Origin of the sequence: Sphingobacterium sp. JUb56, from assembly GCF_014191365.1 — a bacterium.
In the GTDB taxonomy this organism is placed as follows: domain Bacteria; phylum Bacteroidota; class Bacteroidia; order Sphingobacteriales; family Sphingobacteriaceae; genus Sphingobacterium; species Sphingobacterium anhuiense.
Genome location: NZ_JACHWL010000004.1, coordinates 186,390 through 201,619, shown reverse-complemented (window position 1 = coordinate 201,619; position 15,230 = coordinate 186,390). Strand labels below are relative to the sequence as shown.

15 protein-coding genes are annotated in these 15,230 nt (G+C 36.1%); 4 read left to right on the top strand and 11 right to left on the bottom strand.

Annotation, left to right across the window (positions count from 1 at the left end):
• Window positions 1-410 precede the first annotated feature (410 nt).
• From gcvP to rpmB, 8 genes are all read right to left on the bottom strand, one after another.
• On the bottom strand, window positions 411-3,284 hold the full coding sequence (gene gcvP / locus FHR29_RS26270) for an aminomethyl-transferring glycine dehydrogenase (RefSeq protein WP_183918335.1): 2,874 nt from the start codon (window positions 3,282-3,284) through the stop codon (window positions 411-413).
• A 365-nt stretch (window positions 3,285-3,649) separates the two neighbouring features.
• Complete coding sequence (locus FHR29_RS26265) at window positions 3,650-6,832, bottom strand: TonB-dependent receptor (protein WP_183918333.1); 3,183 nt, start codon at window positions 6,830-6,832, stop codon at window positions 3,650-3,652.
• A 110-nt stretch (window positions 6,833-6,942) separates the two neighbouring features.
• On the bottom strand, window positions 6,943-8,532 hold the full coding sequence (gene bshC / locus FHR29_RS26260) for a bacillithiol biosynthesis cysteine-adding enzyme BshC (RefSeq protein WP_183918330.1): 1,590 nt from the start codon (window positions 8,530-8,532) through the stop codon (window positions 6,943-6,945).
• Between the two features lie 122 nt (window positions 8,533-8,654).
• A complete protein-coding gene (gene rimO, locus FHR29_RS26255) occupies window positions 8,655-9,989 on the bottom strand; it encodes a 30S ribosomal protein S12 methylthiotransferase RimO (protein WP_021189157.1) in 1,335 nt (444 codons plus the stop codon).
• 14 nt (window positions 9,990-10,003) lie between these two features.
• Complete coding sequence (ftsY, locus tag FHR29_RS26250; protein WP_021189158.1) at window positions 10,004-10,966, bottom strand: signal recognition particle-docking protein FtsY; 963 nt, start codon at window positions 10,964-10,966, stop codon at window positions 10,004-10,006.
• A gap of 170 nt (window positions 10,967-11,136) precedes the next feature.
• A complete protein-coding gene (locus FHR29_RS26245; protein WP_021189159.1) occupies window positions 11,137-11,304 on the bottom strand; it encodes a DUF4295 domain-containing protein in 168 nt (55 codons plus the stop codon).
• A gap of 47 nt (window positions 11,305-11,351) precedes the next feature.
• Window positions 11,352-11,534, bottom strand: coding sequence for a 50S ribosomal protein L33 (gene rpmG / locus FHR29_RS26240; protein ID WP_002998409.1), 183 nt, complete (start codon window positions 11,532-11,534; stop codon window positions 11,352-11,354).
• An 81-nt stretch (window positions 11,535-11,615) separates the two neighbouring features.
• Window positions 11,616-11,849: a 50S ribosomal protein L28 gene (gene rpmB, locus FHR29_RS26235; RefSeq protein ID WP_021189160.1), complete on the bottom strand. Its 234-nt coding sequence runs from the start codon at window positions 11,847-11,849 to the stop codon at window positions 11,616-11,618.
• A 216-nt stretch (window positions 11,850-12,065) separates the two neighbouring features.
• On the opposite strand from rpmB, the gene FHR29_RS26230 reads away from it, so the two are divergent.
• Window positions 12,066-12,290 carry a signal peptidase gene (locus FHR29_RS26230; protein WP_183918328.1) on the top strand — a complete coding sequence of 75 codons (225 nt, stop codon included), beginning with the start codon at window positions 12,066-12,068 and terminating at the stop codon, window positions 12,288-12,290.
• Window positions 12,291-12,292: 2 nt separating this feature from the next.
• A complete protein-coding gene (gene recO / locus FHR29_RS26225; RefSeq protein ID WP_183918326.1) occupies window positions 12,293-13,015 on the top strand; it encodes a DNA repair protein RecO in 723 nt (240 codons plus the stop codon).
• Window positions 13,016-13,048: 33 nt separating this feature from the next.
• Here the strand turns inward: recO and FHR29_RS26220 are convergent, their stop codons facing one another.
• The 3 genes from FHR29_RS26220 to FHR29_RS26210 all read right to left on the bottom strand — a co-directional run bounded on the left by FHR29_RS26220 (window position 13,049) and on the right by FHR29_RS26210 (window position 13,876).
• Complete coding sequence (locus FHR29_RS26220; RefSeq protein ID WP_132771720.1) at window positions 13,049-13,297, bottom strand: hypothetical protein; 249 nt, start codon at window positions 13,295-13,297, stop codon at window positions 13,049-13,051.
• Complete coding sequence (locus FHR29_RS26215) at window positions 13,294-13,608, bottom strand: DUF2752 domain-containing protein (RefSeq protein ID WP_132771721.1); 315 nt, start codon at window positions 13,606-13,608, stop codon at window positions 13,294-13,296. Before FHR29_RS26215 ends, FHR29_RS26220 begins: the two co-directional genes overlap by 4 nt.
• Window positions 13,609-13,684: 76 nt before the next feature.
• Window positions 13,685-13,876 (bottom strand): cold-shock protein, encoded by a 192-nt coding sequence (locus tag FHR29_RS26210; RefSeq protein ID WP_038695072.1) that lies wholly within the window; start codon window positions 13,874-13,876, stop codon window positions 13,685-13,687.
• A 161-nt stretch (window positions 13,877-14,037) separates the two neighbouring features.
• Here FHR29_RS26210 and FHR29_RS26205 point away from each other — a divergent pair, with 161 nt between their 5' ends.
• Both FHR29_RS26205 and FHR29_RS26200 read left to right on the top strand, forming a co-directional pair.
• A complete protein-coding gene (locus tag FHR29_RS26205) occupies window positions 14,038-14,742 on the top strand; it encodes an SIMPL domain-containing protein (protein ID WP_021189166.1) in 705 nt (234 codons plus the stop codon).
• Window positions 14,742-15,227, top strand: coding sequence for a DUF4112 domain-containing protein (locus FHR29_RS26200; protein WP_021189167.1), 486 nt, complete (start codon window positions 14,742-14,744; stop codon window positions 15,225-15,227). Before FHR29_RS26205 ends, FHR29_RS26200 begins: the two co-directional genes overlap by 1 nt.
• Window positions 15,228-15,230: the final 3 nt, after the last annotated feature.

Below are 15,230 nucleotides of genomic sequence, written 5' to 3'. Positions count from 1 at the left end.
TACTTCAGAAGCACTTCGTCTCATTTATGCCTGATAAATATGTATTCCAACATCTTGCTTTTCCGTCCAGTAAATATTCCGTCAGCAAGCTATTCACAAAAATGATATCATCATTATTGATGCTGCACAAAAAAGACAATCCGCGTCGTTAGTTAAGTCATGTAAACTTGAACTTGGATTTTCATTAAAACACAAAACAAACTTAGATAAATTTGTTTTATTTACAATTATAAATGCATCATATATAAGACATCTTCTTTCTTTTACCTTTTTTGAGATTCATCATTTAGCTATGACAATCCTCTCTCTACTGCCGCTACACCTAAAGATGACATGCTCAATATTATCTTTTACAAAAAAAGCCTTCATCTGTATTAGATGAAGGCCTTTTTATTTTATTATATTTTTGATTAAGCTTCTGCGTACTCTTCAATAGAAGGACATGAACAAATTAATGTTCTATCTCCTTGTGAATCGTTTACACGACCAACAGAAGGCCAGAACTTACGATCTTTTAAATAAGCTAAAGGATACGCAGCTGTTTGGCGAGAATAAGATCTAGTCCATTCGTCAGCAGTTACAACAGATGCAGTATGAGGCGCATTTTTCAATACGTTATCAGCCTGATCTACATCACCCGCTTCAACCGCAGCAACTTCTTGACGAATAGCGATCAAAGCATCACAGAAACGATCTAATTCAGCTTTAGACTCAGACTCAGTAGGCTCAACCATCAAAGTACCCGCTACAGGGAAAGAAACTGTTGGAGCATGGAAACTATAATCCATCAAACGTTTTGCGATATCAGCAACTTCAACACCCACATTTTTATATGCACGGCAATCTAAGATCATCTCGTGTGCACAACGTCCATTTACACCAGAATATAATACTGGATAGTGGTTTTCCAAACGAGCTTTAATATAATTTGCATTTAAAATTGCAGTTTTTGTAGCGTTCGTTAATCCATCTCCACCCATCATTGCGATATAAGCATGCGAGATAATTAAGATAGAAGCAGAACCAAATGGCGCCGCAGATACTGCAGTGATACCCTCTTGACCAGAAACTTCAACCACTTCGTGATTAGGTAAGAAAGGTACTAAGTGTGCTGCAACACCGATTGGACCCATACCAGGACCACCACCACCGTGAGGGATACAGAACGTTTTATGTAAGTTCAGGTGACAAACGTCAGCACCGATACGACCAGGGCTTGTTAAACCAACCTGCGCATTCATATTTGCTCCATCCATATAAACCTGTCCACCATTTGCATGGATAATTTCACAGATTTCAATAATAGGTTCTTCAAATACCCCATGCGTAGATGGGTAAGTCACCATAAATGAGTTTAAATTCGCGGCATGCTCTGCTGCTTTTACTTTTAAATCCTCAACATCAATGTTACCACGATCATCACATTTAACAACCACAACTTTCAATCCAGCCATAGAAGCGGAAGCAGGGTTTGTACCGTGAGCGGAAGCAGGAATTAAACAGATGTTACGGTTATGGTCTCCACGACTTTCATGGTAAGCACGAATAACCATTAAACCGGCATACTCTCCTTGAGCACCAGAGTTTGGTTGGAAACTCATCTTAGCAAAACCTGTAATTTCAGATAACCAATCATTCAACTCACCGATCAACTGCATATAACCAGAAGTTTGATCTGCAGGAGCGAATGGATGTAAACCGCCGAAGTTAGCCCATGTAACTGGAGTCATTTCAGCAGTAGCATTCAATTTCATTGTACATGATCCCAATGGAATCATAGAATGACATAATGATAAATCTTTTGCTTCCAAAGATTTGATGTAACGTAACATCTCACTCTCTGAGTGGTAGCTATTGAAAACTGGGTGTGTTAAGTAATCAGAAGTACGAACCAAATCAGCAGGAAGAGCTGATGTTAAAGATGCCTCGATAGATTCGAAATCAACATCAGCCAAATTTTTAGCTTTTACTTTAGCAAATACTTTTACAATCGTTAAAATGTCTTCATAAGTCGTTGACTCATCAATAGAGATCCCTACAACAGAACCTACATAATTGAAGTTCATTTCGTTATTTAAAGCCTCAGATTTTAATCCAGCAACTTCACCACCTAATTCAAAACGAACAGTATCAAAGTAGTTTTTGTTCAATTGCGTATAACCCAACTGTTGAACAGCTTGGTCTAACAATTGAGCCAAATCGTGAATACGGCTAGCAATATTCTTGATTCCCTGAGGACCATGATATACGGCATAGAATGACGCCATAATTGCTAATAAAGCCTGTGCAGTACAGATATTAGATGATGCTTTATCACGACGGATATGCTGCTCACGAGTCTGTAATGCCATACGCAATGCGTAATTGCCATTAGAATCTGTCGTAACACCGATAATACGGCCTGGAATATTACGCTTAAAAGCGTCTTTAGTTGCGAAAAAAGCGGCGTGAGGACCACCGAAACCCATTGGTACACCGAAACGTTGTGAATTACCAACAACAACATCAGCACCCCATTCTCCCGGAGGAGTTAATAACGTTAAACTCATTAAGTCTGCAGCGGCACAAACAGTAATGTTTTTGGCATGCGCAGCAGCAGTAAAAGCTTTATAATCTATAATTGAACCATCTGCAGCAGGATATTGAACAAATGCAGCGAATACATCATCCGTTAAACTGTCTTCAGAAATAGCTTCAATACGAAGTTCAATTCCAAAAGATAATGCACGAGTTCTTAATACATCGATCGTTTGTGGATAAGCATTTTCAGAAACCAAGAAAACATTAGCCGCTTTGTTTTTACGAGCCGAATAAAGCATAAACATACCTTCAGCAGCAGCAGTAGCTTCATCTAATAAAGACGCATTCGCGATCTCTAATCCTGTTAAATCACAAATAACCGTTTGAAAATTTAACAAAGCCTGAAGACGACCTTGTGCAATCTCTGCCTGATAAGGTGTATACTGTGTATACCATCCTGGATTCTCAAAGACGTTTCTTTGAATAACACCTGGTAAAATCACATCAAAATAACCTTGTCCGATATAAGACTTGAAAACTTTATTTTTTTCTGCAATTTGTTTTACCCTTTTCAAATAAGCGACTTCGCTTAAAGCAGCAGGCAATTGTAAAGCTTGTTTTGCACGAATCTGTGCAGGAACAGTTTGCTCAATAAGTTGGTCAAGCGAGTCAACGCCTAAAAATTCCAACATTTCTCTCGTTTCAACCGATCTTGGTCCGTTGTGACGATCTTCAAATTTTTCTTGAAAATGTATGTTACTCATGTGTGCAAAAAATTAGTGCCTTTCGCTAGATTCTTACCTTTTTTGGTTTTATTAAAAATAATAGCAAAACAGCTGCTTTTTGGATGTGCAAAGATACATTTTTTCAAGTCCTAAAAAAAGCAGATTATGTCTGTAAAAATAATTATTAGAATACCCATACAAAACAATCGTTTGCGATCTCATCTGCACACAAAATTTAAGCTCAATTTCATCATCTAGAACAAGATTCTATGTTACACGACATAAATCCTGATAACAAGTGCTCGATATGCACGATGTCAGTTCGCTTATCACTCACACCAAAATAAAATCATAAAAAAAGGGCCTTTTCTCGTTTTGAAAAGACCCTCGTATAAGTTGAAATATTAGAAAGAGTAACGTAAACCTAATTGAAATTGATATGGGTTTCCAGAAGGGTTTACAACCCCTGTATTGTTAAGATTATAATTAAACTGTTGCTTCGCCGCATCAAATGCAGGTAAAGCAGGATTTCCGTTTGCTGCTTTAACACCCAAAGAATACAACGCTTGATTCCCTAAAGATTCATTGATTCCCCATGTTTTCTTAAATAAATTGGCAACGTTAAATAAATCCGCAGATACTTCCAAGGCATGAGATTTATATAGGTTAAACTTCTTTGCAATACGTAAATCAATTAGACCATAAAAACCATTAATTCCCCCGTTTCGTTGAGCCATTGCTCCTTCATATTTTTTAATGTAATCCTTTAAACTCTGGCTCGCATTCGGGTTATTCAATAATGCCTGTAAACCATCAACCAGATTCGTCGGAGTCTTCGTGTTATTAGGATCAAAAATATACGCTAGATCATTATCACCTGCAACAAAATCGCCATTGATATTACCCCCCGCAAGCAAACTATAACGTGTTCCACCGATACCTGAATAACGTACGCCTACACTGACTCCATAAAAAGTAGGCAATGTACCATAAATAACCACCTTATTACGGAATTGATTGTTCGAGTACGTCATATTGCTCAAATCTCTTGGATCATCTTTCACGGCCAAAGATAGTGTCGCAGTATTCGCCACATTACCATTGTAAGATGTGTTATCTTTTGCATCGTTCCATGTATAGCTTACCGAAATAGAACCATCCTTATAGTATTGGTAACTTGCGTCTAAAACCACTGCAAACTGATTCACCTTACCCTCCGAATTTAACTCCAGAACACGACCAAATTTATTAGATATACGTCCCTGCTTCCAGTCCGATTCTCCATTTACAATAGCCGATACCGGCACAAAAACTCCTCGGTTATCTTCATTCGCTAATCTAAAGAATGGATCCTTCACCATATTACGATCCACATACATATAATTATTACGGCCGAGGTTCATGTAGGCCGAAATTCCTGCTTTCAATTTTTCAGTAAAGAAATGCGTGTAAGAAGCATTTGCTTTATAAACTACGGGTATTTTTGCATCAGGTCCATAGGTATTAATAGTTGGGACTTGAAATTGTGCTAAAGTGGGAGTCGAAGAAGGATCTTTACGGTATTGTACAAAATCCGGGGTAGGTACATCATTTCCACGGACATCAACAGTAGCAAAGTGCTTACCGTCAAATGTTAGGTTATTGATCGTCATGTAATTGTTGATGTCCGATGCGAATATACCCGCTCCGATTCGGAAGAAATCCTTATGCCCCTCATTCACATCCCATGTCATCTGAAAACGCGGTTGTATCACAAGAGACTTTAGTTTATGATCTGTACGTACACCAACCTCTTTCAATAGTTCTTCATTTAAAGGTGATGTCGGATAGTGACCGTAATCAAAACGTAAACCTGCAACCAAATCTAAACCTGCCGCCAACTTGGATTGCATCTGTCCATACAATCCAGCATTGAAGATCTTGCCAACGACCGTAGGATCCGAAACTAACGGCACCTCTCTATAAAAGTTATAAGCTTTCTTGTCTTGAAAATTTTGTAGTGCCGTTCTAGTATCACTTGCTCCAAAATGAAAACGGCCATTTACTTCACTTCCGTAAACAGAACTAGCATGCGTATACATCAGGTCAACACCGAATGTATAATTGATCTTATCCGTGTTGTAATATAAATTATTGACTAACTGGAAGACATTATTTTTAAAAGATTCCTGTGCAAAACGATGTCCCCCTAACTGAACGGTTGTTTTGAGATCATTATTTCCAACTTTAGAAACAATATTCTCCACAATCGCTCTTGGAATATTCTGGCTAGGCAACTGATCTCCAGGACTACTGTTCTGATACGTATATAAGTGTTGTAATTTCAGTTCATTAGTAATATTTGACGAAACAGACGTTCTTAGCGTAGCCAGAAAACTATTATCAATATTCTTGTCATTCCCATAAGACTCGTACAGCGTAATCGGTTTATTATCCTGTAGACCCAGTTTATTGATATCGCTGGTAAAGTTATTACGGATCGTTAACAAATTACTATTATTAATCTGCCAATCAATCCGACCAAATACCGCGTCTGAATTTCTTTTCTTATCAAAAGAGCCAAACTGACGGTCATTACTCAATCCATATTTTTCACGTCCGATATCAACAAATGCATTTAAATTATCTTGGGTGATTTTAAATCGCTCCTCATCAAGAGTCGAAGTAATATCTGCAATAATTAAAGGTCGTGCATCCTTTTGATGATCCCAAGCAACAAAATAATGTAATTTATCTTTTATGATAGGCCCACCTAATGTAAAGCCATACTGATAAGTCGAAAAATCATTGGTCCGTTTTTTACCGTCAATCGTGTAGGGGCTGGACAACCAATCAGCTCGAGAATAAATCCAGGCGCTACCCTGTGTTTTATTGGTTCCCTGCTTCGTAACAGCACTAACTGTACCGCCGCCAGCTCTACCATAAGTGACATCATATTGATTGGTCACCACCTTAAACTCACGAACTGCCTCTATAGAAATCGAAAATGGTGCGCCACTTCTGCTTGTTGTCGAGCCTGCAGATGTCGGATTCTTTGCATTCATACCATCTATCGTAAAGTTTGTGGAGGAGCCCAGTTGACCACCAATATTATCACCTTTACTTAAGGGGGAAAGATCCATTAATGACGTGAAATTCCGCCCGTTAACCGGTAGCTTCGCGATATCTTTTGCCGTAACCGAGGTCGCTGCACCCAAATTTTCAATTTGATTTTTTAATGTGTTTGTGCCTTTAATCTCGACTGTCTCCAGAACATTTGAAGAATTTTGAATGGGAATATTAACTCGGATAAGATCTCCCTGATTTAAATTATATCCGGTCCGAACCTGTTCACCATATCCAACATAGGAAACTTTCAATATATAAGGACCGCCCAATGGCAGCTCTTTAAAATTATAATCGCCATTTGCATTGGTAGATGTTTTTGTGGTGAAGCCTGTCGATTCATTTCGCACCTCTACAGACGCGCCTTGAACACCTTTAGCGTGCTCGTCTGTAATCTTTCCAGCAAAACCAGCCTGAGTTGTCTGCGCATACAAACCAGTACCAATGACAGTTAAACATGTTGTGAGTAGAAATTCTTTCATCTAGTATTTTGTTACATTGTTATGCAACAAATCTAACCACCCCCTGTTAACTAGAACTGAACTGTGTGTTATCAAATTATAAATGAAAAAAGTCAGCTTTGAGCTGACTTTTAATAGAGTATCGTAAACTTAAAATCCAATGGATTAAAATGCTTATAAAGTTCATCGAATAAGGTATCTCCATATTTAACATAGAGAAGACCAAAATTCTCAGACCGTTCCTGCAATCCACCACCGGGAAACAGACGTTCTTTGATATGGTCGATATTAGACAATGCATCTTTATGATTCCGCTTTTCGGCACGCATTAATTTCTTTTCCAGATTATTAATAGCTTTTTTTAACCGTGCTTTAATCGCTTCCGTACTTGGTGATAAACTAGGATCTATCTTGTGCGTACGAAGCTTTATTTTTCCGAATATGGCATTTAACTCCATCCATTCATCATTTAGATTTAAACGATGTTTCGTTTGCCGACGCACAAATTCCTTCTTTAGAATTTCACTATCCCGGAATATACTTTTAAAAGTAAGATCCTGTCTAAAAATCTTAGACACCACATTATCTTCAGTAATCATGGCAGAATTACGTGGTATTAAAATTGGAAAATCAATTCCATATTGATCAAAATTTGCTTTTAGCTGCATCCAATAAACCATTTCTGCCCCACCACCAATATAAGCTAAATTAGGTAAGATGATTTCCTGGTACATAGGACGCATAACCACATTCGGACTGAATCTTTCTGGGTATGTATCTATTTCCTTTTCAAGCTCCGCTTTTGTAAAGTAAATATCCTGATGTAAAACCTCATAACGACCATCAGCATTTAAAACAATACGTTCGCGAAATTCATCTGTCAGATAGAAAAAATTGATTTCACGAGCATGCACCTGTGTGGCAAAACCGGCTTTTTCCAAAGACTCAGATGTCTCTTCTATTGCTTTAAAGCTTTTTTCAGTTAAAATATCTTCTGTTATGATCGGTTTAAAAACGGTTTTTAGCGCTTTGTCATCAGCATCAATAATAAGCAGGCCAAATTTCTTAAACAATTCATGTACAAGATATCGGGTAGCATCGGCTAAATTATCATGCTTGAGATAAGCATTCTCAACAATACAGGCAAGTTTACAAGAATGTTCAGAAAGCCCTAAAACACCGGTATACTGCTTCACCGCCTGAACAATAGAATCCGTATCCATTCTTCCTGTAGCTGAAACAGCGGGAGTATCCCAAACGATTTTTTTACCTGACAATTTCGTGTGGTTTATTTCCGCAAAATCATGATCTTCCGTAGCCATCCAATAAACAGGAACAAATTCTTTCTCTGGAAACTTGACTTTAAGATCATCTGCTAAACGAATAGCTGTTATGATTTTAAAGATAAAATATAATGGACCAGTAAAAATATTGAGTTGATGTCCCGTTGTAATGGTATATGCGTTATCAGCAAGTAATTTATCAATGTTTGCTGCAACGTGAGGAGCGGATTCTAGTAAATCGCCATATTGTGCTTTTAATCGATCAACTAAAAGCGTACGCGAAAGAAAAGGTTTTTTTTCATTAATTTGCTTTTCAAAACCAGCGAAAGTTGGCCAATTCCCGATAAAGGGAACTAAAGCTTCATCCTGATTTAAATAAGCAATAAGTGTCTTAGAAAAGCTGTTGGTTTCGCTGTAGTCTATATAAGTTGCTTTCATTCGTGATTACATTTGCACTAAAAACAGAGTAATATACATAATTGCTATACAAAATAAGCAATTAATATTTTCTCTGCGCACAAATGTAGTGTTTACGAATAAAAGCAACGATTGGATCGCTATTATTTGACAATAGATCCATATAAATCAAAGTCTTCAGCGCGGTCCACTTTAACATTTACAAAATCACCGATTCGGGCATAGTTTGTTTTTGCATCAAGTATAACCTCATTATCAACTTCTGGAGAGTCATATTCTGTTCTGCCAATAAAGTAATCGCCGTCCACACGGTCAATTAATACTTTATAGGTATTTCCTATTTTATCTTGATTGATCTCAAAAGAAATTCCTTGTTGTACTTCCATGATCGCTTCTACACGCTCCTGTTTTACTTCTTCAGGGACATTATCTTCCAATGAATGCGCATGTGTTTTCTCTTCATGCGAATAAGTAAAACATCCTAAGCGGTCAAAACGTGTTTCCTCAACCCATTCCAACATCTCTTGAAAATCTTGCTCAGTTTCATCAGGATAACCACAGATTAACGTTGTACGCAAAGCAATATTAGGAACTTTATCACGGATCTTATTAACCAAATCAATCTGTTTTTGCTTACTTGTACCGCGACGCATTGAAGTCAACATACGATCAGAAATATGCTGCAATGGCATATCTAAGTAATTACAGATATTTGAACGTTCATTCATCGCATCAAGAATATCCATTGGGAATCCAGAAGGATAAGCATATTGCAAACGGATCCAATCGATACCATCAACATCAGATAAATGACGCATCAAGTCAGAAAGGTTACGCTTTCCATAAATATCTAATCCGTAATAGGTTAAATCTTGTGCGATCAATATCAATTCTTTCGTTCCATTAGAAGCTAAGAATTTGGCTTCTTTCACTAAATCATCAATTGATTTTGAAACATGCTTACCACGCATTAACGGAATCGCACAGAATGAACATGGACGGTTACAACCTTCGGCGATCTTAAAGTAAGAATAGTGCGAAGGTGTGGTCAGCATACGCTCACCCAAAAGTTCATGGCGATAATCTGCACCAATAGATTTTAATAAATCAGGTAAGTCATTTGTACCAAAATAACCGTCTACGTTTGTAATCTCAGATTGTAGCTCAGGTTTATAGCGCTCAGAAAGACAGCCTGTAACAATGACCTTATTGATCTTGCCCTCATCTTTCAATTCTGAAAACTGTAAGATCGTATCAATAGACTCCTGTTTGGCATTATCGATAAAACCACAGGTATTGATAACAACAATATCGTTCTCCTGAATATTAGTAGCCTCGTGTACAACTTCTATTTGATTACCTTTTAATTGTCCCATCAATACTTCACTATCATGAATATTTTTAGAACAACCCAATGTAACCACATTCACACGGGGTTTTGACTTTGGCTCTACAGCCTTACTATATTTTGTTTTCATATAATGGATGTGGATTACTTGAACAGCGAATCCACAAACTCTTTTTTGTTGAATAACTGTAAATCGCCGATTTTCTCACCGACACCAATATATTTTACAGGTATTTTAAATTGATCAGATATACCGATAACTACCCCACCCTTTGCGGTACCATCCAGTTTAGTCAATGCTAAGGCATTGACATCAGTTGCTTGTGTAAATTGAGTACATTGTTCTATGGCATTTTGTCCTGTAGAGGCATCAAGAACCAATAGAATTTCATGTGGAGCACCAGGAATAACCTTTTGCATGACATTTTTTATTTTCCCCAACTCATTCATCAAGCCAACCTTGTTATGAAGACGACCTGCTGTATCAATAATACAGACATCATCACCGTTAGATAAGGCCGATTGGACTGCATCATAAGCAACAGAAGCAGGGTCAGATCCCATCGCCTGTGCAACAACACGAACACCTACACGTTCACCCCAAAGCTTGATTTGTTCTACGGCAGCAGCACGAAAAGTATCAGCAGCACCCAAAACAACTTTATTGCCAGCTGCTTTCAACTGATGTGCCAGTTTTCCAATTGTTGTTGTTTTTCCAACTCCGTTTACACCGACCACCATGATAACATATGGTTTGTGATTACCGTACTCAAAGTTTTCAAAATCAGAACTGTTGTTTTCCGCTAATAATTCCTGAATCTCTTCCTTCAATAACGTATTTAACTCTGAGGTTGAAACATATTTATCACGTGCAACACGCGCCTGAATACGGTCAACAATTTTCAGTGTTGTTGTCACACCCACATCCGAGGTCACCAATATTTCTTCCAAATTATCTAAAACATCATCATCGATAGTTGATTTACCAACAACTGCTTTTGTAATTTTAGAAAAGAAACCCTCTTTAGTCTTTTCCAAACTTTTATCTAAAGCTTCTTGGGCTTCAGGAGTTTCTTGTTTCTTCTTGAAAAAATCGAATAATCCCATTGATATATGTTCCGCTTATGAATTCATTATTATTTATCTTCCGACCAGTATAAAATACCGATTGCCAAAGATAGATATTTGAAACCAACAAAAAAAGCCCTTTCGGTGTATACCAAAACGGCTATTTTTTTGAATTCTTTTTAAAGAAAAACTTTAAAAAAGGAAAATTACTAGTTATTTTTTGCAGCCTCTGCTAAAGTATCTTTTACTTTATCATTGTGAATCATCGCCTCTTTGAAAGTATAAGCTCCCGTTTTAGTCGATTTAGTAGTAATAATAACCTTTGTATATTCTTTACCGCCACCTTTTTGTAACGATGCAACAGATTTCTTTGCCATGGTATTAATATTTTAACTTAGTGCTTACACAGCAACTAAGATGTGAATTACTTAATTTCTTTGTGAACAGTAACTTTTCTCAATACTGGGTTGAATTTTTTCAATTCTAAACGCTCAGTTGTATTTTTCTTGTTCTTAGTAGTGATGTAACGAGACATTCCCGGAAGACCACTTTCTTTGTGTTCAGTACATTCTAAGATAACTTGTACTCTATTTCCTTTTTTAGCCATTGTTTTACTTTATTTTGAATCCTATAAAATGCTAGGATTGAAATTCATGAATGATATTTTATGCAACAGGCGAAAAATCAATTAAATTGATCCTTTTTTTATGAACTTACCGATAGCATTAGTGATACCGATTTTGTTGATAGTTTTAATCGCCGAAGTCGAAACTTTTAATGTAATCCAACGATCTTCTTCTGGAATGAAGAAACGTTTTGTTTGCAAATTTGGGTAAAATTTACGTTTTGTTTTAGCGTTAGAATTAGATACATTATATCCATTCATTGCTGTTTTGCCTGTTAAATCACAAATTCTTGACATGATATTATGTTATTTTGTTGTCTTAATTTAAATATATCTTTTCGCAAAGAGTGTGCAAATATCTATATTTATTTTGTTAAATGCAACAATTTTAAGGATTTATTTTTAAAAAAATAAATCTCCAGGCCTTGGTAAAGGCAAAAATAATGTATTTAATTATATTATATTTGCTTAAACATAGAAAATAGTTTTCAACAATTCACACTTGTAAACATCATGAATAAATATTTACGCAGAGGACTATTAGAAATTATACTTGCTGTTATACTCATCCTGGTCAGTTATTATCTAATGAAATTACAAAATAATTGGTATAAACCTATTATGATTTTAGGGGTAATTTCTTTTGGAGTCGGGTTTCTTCGTATTATTTATCGCCTGATACGCAAGATTGATAGAAATGCATTGATAGAAATGCGAAAAGAGAAAAAAGATAAATAAATATGCTTCATAAAACTAGAGGTATTGTATTAAAAACCACCAATTATTCTGAAAGTAGCGTCGTATCTCAAATTTATACGGAACACTTTGGCTTGCAATCATACCTTGTGAATGGCGCCCGCAAACCCAAAGCTAAAATTAGATCGGGGTTCTTACAGGCCTTACATCCTTTAGATATGGTTGTAACCTTTAAAGATAACAATTCCCTGCATCGCATAAATGAAGCAAGGCAGGTACCTCCTTTAAAAAGTATACCTTACGATATTGTCAAAAGCTCATTAGCAATATTTCTCAATGAAGTGCTCTATAAAATCTTAAGGGAGCAATCTGGAGATCCATTTCTATTCGAATATTTGTATCAAGCGATACTATGGCTTGATAACTCTGAAACAAATCTTGCAAATTTTCATTTGGTATTTCTTATTAACTTAAGTCGTTTTCTGGGTTTTTACCCTGTTGAAGCTTCGAAAAACTATCCCTATTTCAATTTGGAATCTGCCACTTTCTCCAATCAGCTTCCCGAACATCCCTATGTATTACAGGAACCTCACACCACGCTTTTTAGAAAATTGATGGCAACAAAATTCAACTCCTCCGAAGATATCAAAATGAGTACTAAAGACCGTCAGATACTCTTAGAAAAAATAATCGACTACTACAGACTACATCTCACGAATTTCAGAGAAATAAAATCGCTCTATATCTTAGAAGAAATCTTTCATTAAAGGGCTGTTTGAACAATCATAAATGTGTATCTCTTAAAAAATACCACCACCAACAGCCAAACGAAACCCACCAAGTACAATTGCAATGACACATAAAATAATGCCAGTCTTTGGCTGGTTATTTGGTTGCACATTGACATCATTGTAAGCAATCAAACTAACGATCAAACCTACTACAGCAAAAGGAATATTAAGCCAGTTTAACCAACCTAAACAAGGGATAAATGCCACTAACATCCCGATTAAGGATAGAATACCCAATAGTAATCCTGCTATTCTCATAGTTTCTTATGGTTTATAATTTTTTCACTTATAAAGATAATAGAATTTACGATAATCAATGAAAACAAAATTATGCTTCCACGATTAAACTGATGAGCCAGTGAGAAATCACCTTCTTTAATTTTTAAAAATGCCCTTGTCATACCACATAGCATACATTCCGTCCCTTTTAGCTTTGATGGACAAATCGGCGCAGCTACAAGTAATAAAGAACTATCTAAAACAAACAGTACTACTAAAAAAAGAAGCATACAAATGGAAATTAGATTCCATACAATATAAAAAGGCTCCCGAAACTCATTAAATTTCATAATTAGAAGTGTATAAAAAAGCCCGATTTCGTTCTGAAATCGGGCTTTTCTACAATAAATATATCTTAAAATCTGATTAGATAACTTTTACATTTACCGCATTAAGACCTTTACGACCTTGTTCTACTTCGTAAGAAACGTTGTCATTTTCACGAATTTTGTCTACTAAACCAGAAACGTGAACGAAGATTTCGCTCTCGCCTGAATTTGGAATGATGAAACCGAAACCTTTGGTTTCATTAAAGAATTTTACTACTCCTTCTTGCATTGTTTTATTGTATTAAATTTCTTAAAGATATTTAAAAAAAATTAAAATCCTTTATCTTTTTAATTTTTTTTCCATTAAACTACTTGGCTCAAACTGCGTCTACATCAATAGAAACAAACAATGGTTCGATTTTTGAAAACAAGTATTAAAATAGAAAAAGTATGAAAAATTTATTGTTAGGAATAATGCTATTTGCATCTGTACACACTTTACAAGCACAACAAATGACAAATAAAGATATGGTAACAACCATCGGAAGAGCGGAAGAAGAAGTAACACCCGATATTATTTATATAAACGTTACTTTAAAGGAATTTTATCAAGACGGAAACACAAAGAAAAAGGTTTCAATCGAAACTCTTGAAAAGCAATTATTTCAAGCAGCAACAAATGTAGGGGTTGAAAAAAAGGATTTTACAATTCAAAATATCTACAGTACGAACTATGCTACAAAGAAGAAAAAAGAAACTGAAATCTTACTTTCTCGTCAATACCGTATTAAAGTAACGCAATTGAATAAATTAAATGATTTGTTCGACGGTGTTGATGCTGCCGGAATACAGAATACAGCAATCAGCGAACTTGATTATTCAAAAAAGAAAGAACTTGAAAAAACATTAAAAGTTAAAGCGGTTAAAGATGCGATGGAAAATGCGAAAATTTTAGCTGAAGCTGCTGGTCAAAAAGTTGGAAAAGCAATTCTATTGTCTGAAAGTCCACAAATGATTTATTTCAATTCACCACGTGCCATGGCTTCATTCAAATCAAGTAACATGGAAGCTGCAGATGTAGCTGATGATCTGGACTTGGATATTAAACCGATCAAAATTACAAGTGAGGTAAATGCATCCTTTGAAATATTATAATGAAAAGAGATTTATCTTTAGCTGACAAAGAAAAAAGAAGAGATCATGATTTCGGTTGGGTTGAAAGACTCTCCTGGCTGATGGATAATAATTTCCAGATAGCTGGTTTCCGCTTTGGTCTTGATCCACTTCTTAATTTTGTTCCTTTTGCAGGAACAATTGCCAGCTTTGGAACGTCATTCGTTTTGGTAATGGTCATGTGGAGAAATGGAGCGAGCTCTAAATTAGTCGTCAAAATGCTGATTAATATTTCAATTGATGCAATTTTAGGAGCAATTCCACTTTTTGGAAATGTATTTGATTTCTTTAACAAGGCAAATACCAAGAATATCAAATTGATGAAAGAGCATTACTACGAAAACAAACATCAAGGTTCTGCGATTTGGTTATTACTGGGTATTCTATCGATCATTGTCCTCTTTTTTGTCGGCACCATCTATCTTTTATGGATTGCCGGAGAATGGGTTTGGCAATTACTTTTTTAACCG

Coding starts and splice junctions, on each gene's coding strand:
- ftsY (WP_021189158.1), bottom strand. CDS start 10,966: ATGGGATTATTCGATTTTTTCAAGAAGAAACAAGAAACTCCTGAAGCC.
- FHR29_RS26205 (WP_021189166.1), top strand. CDS start 14,038: ATGAAAAATTTATTGTTAGGAATAATGCTATTTGCATCTGTACACACT.
- bshC (WP_183918330.1), bottom strand. CDS start 8,532: ATGAAAGCAACTTATATAGACTACAGCGAAACCAACAGCTTTTCTAAG.
- FHR29_RS26230 (WP_183918328.1), top strand. CDS start 12,066: ATGAATAAATATTTACGCAGAGGACTATTAGAAATTATACTTGCTGTT.
- recO (WP_183918326.1), top strand. CDS start 12,293: ATGCTTCATAAAACTAGAGGTATTGTATTAAAAACCACCAATTATTCT.
- FHR29_RS26245 (WP_021189159.1), bottom strand. CDS start 11,304: ATGGCAAAGAAATCTGTTGCATCGTTACAAAAAGGTGGCGGTAAAGAA.
- FHR29_RS26200 (WP_021189167.1), top strand. CDS start 14,742: ATGAAAAGAGATTTATCTTTAGCTGACAAAGAAAAAAGAAGAGATCAT.
- FHR29_RS26210 (WP_038695072.1), bottom strand. CDS start 13,876: ATGCAAGAAGGAGTAGTAAAATTCTTTAATGAAACCAAAGGTTTCGGT.
- gcvP (WP_183918335.1), bottom strand. CDS start 3,284: ATGAGTAACATACATTTTCAAGAAAAATTTGAAGATCGTCACAACGGA.
- FHR29_RS26215 (WP_132771721.1), bottom strand. CDS start 13,608: ATGAAATTTAATGAGTTTCGGGAGCCTTTTTATATTGTATGGAATCTA.
- rpmG (WP_002998409.1), bottom strand. CDS start 11,534: ATGGCTAAAAAAGGAAATAGAGTACAAGTTATCTTAGAATGTACTGAA.
- rpmB (WP_021189160.1), bottom strand. CDS start 11,849: ATGTCAAGAATTTGTGATTTAACAGGCAAAACAGCAATGAATGGATAT.
- rimO (WP_021189157.1), bottom strand. CDS start 9,989: ATGAAAACAAAATATAGTAAGGCTGTAGAGCCAAAGTCAAAACCCCGT.
- FHR29_RS26220 (WP_132771720.1), bottom strand. CDS start 13,297: ATGAGAATAGCAGGATTACTATTGGGTATTCTATCCTTAATCGGGATG.
- FHR29_RS26265 (WP_183918333.1), bottom strand. CDS start 6,832: ATGAAAGAATTTCTACTCACAACATGTTTAACTGTCATTGGTACTGGT.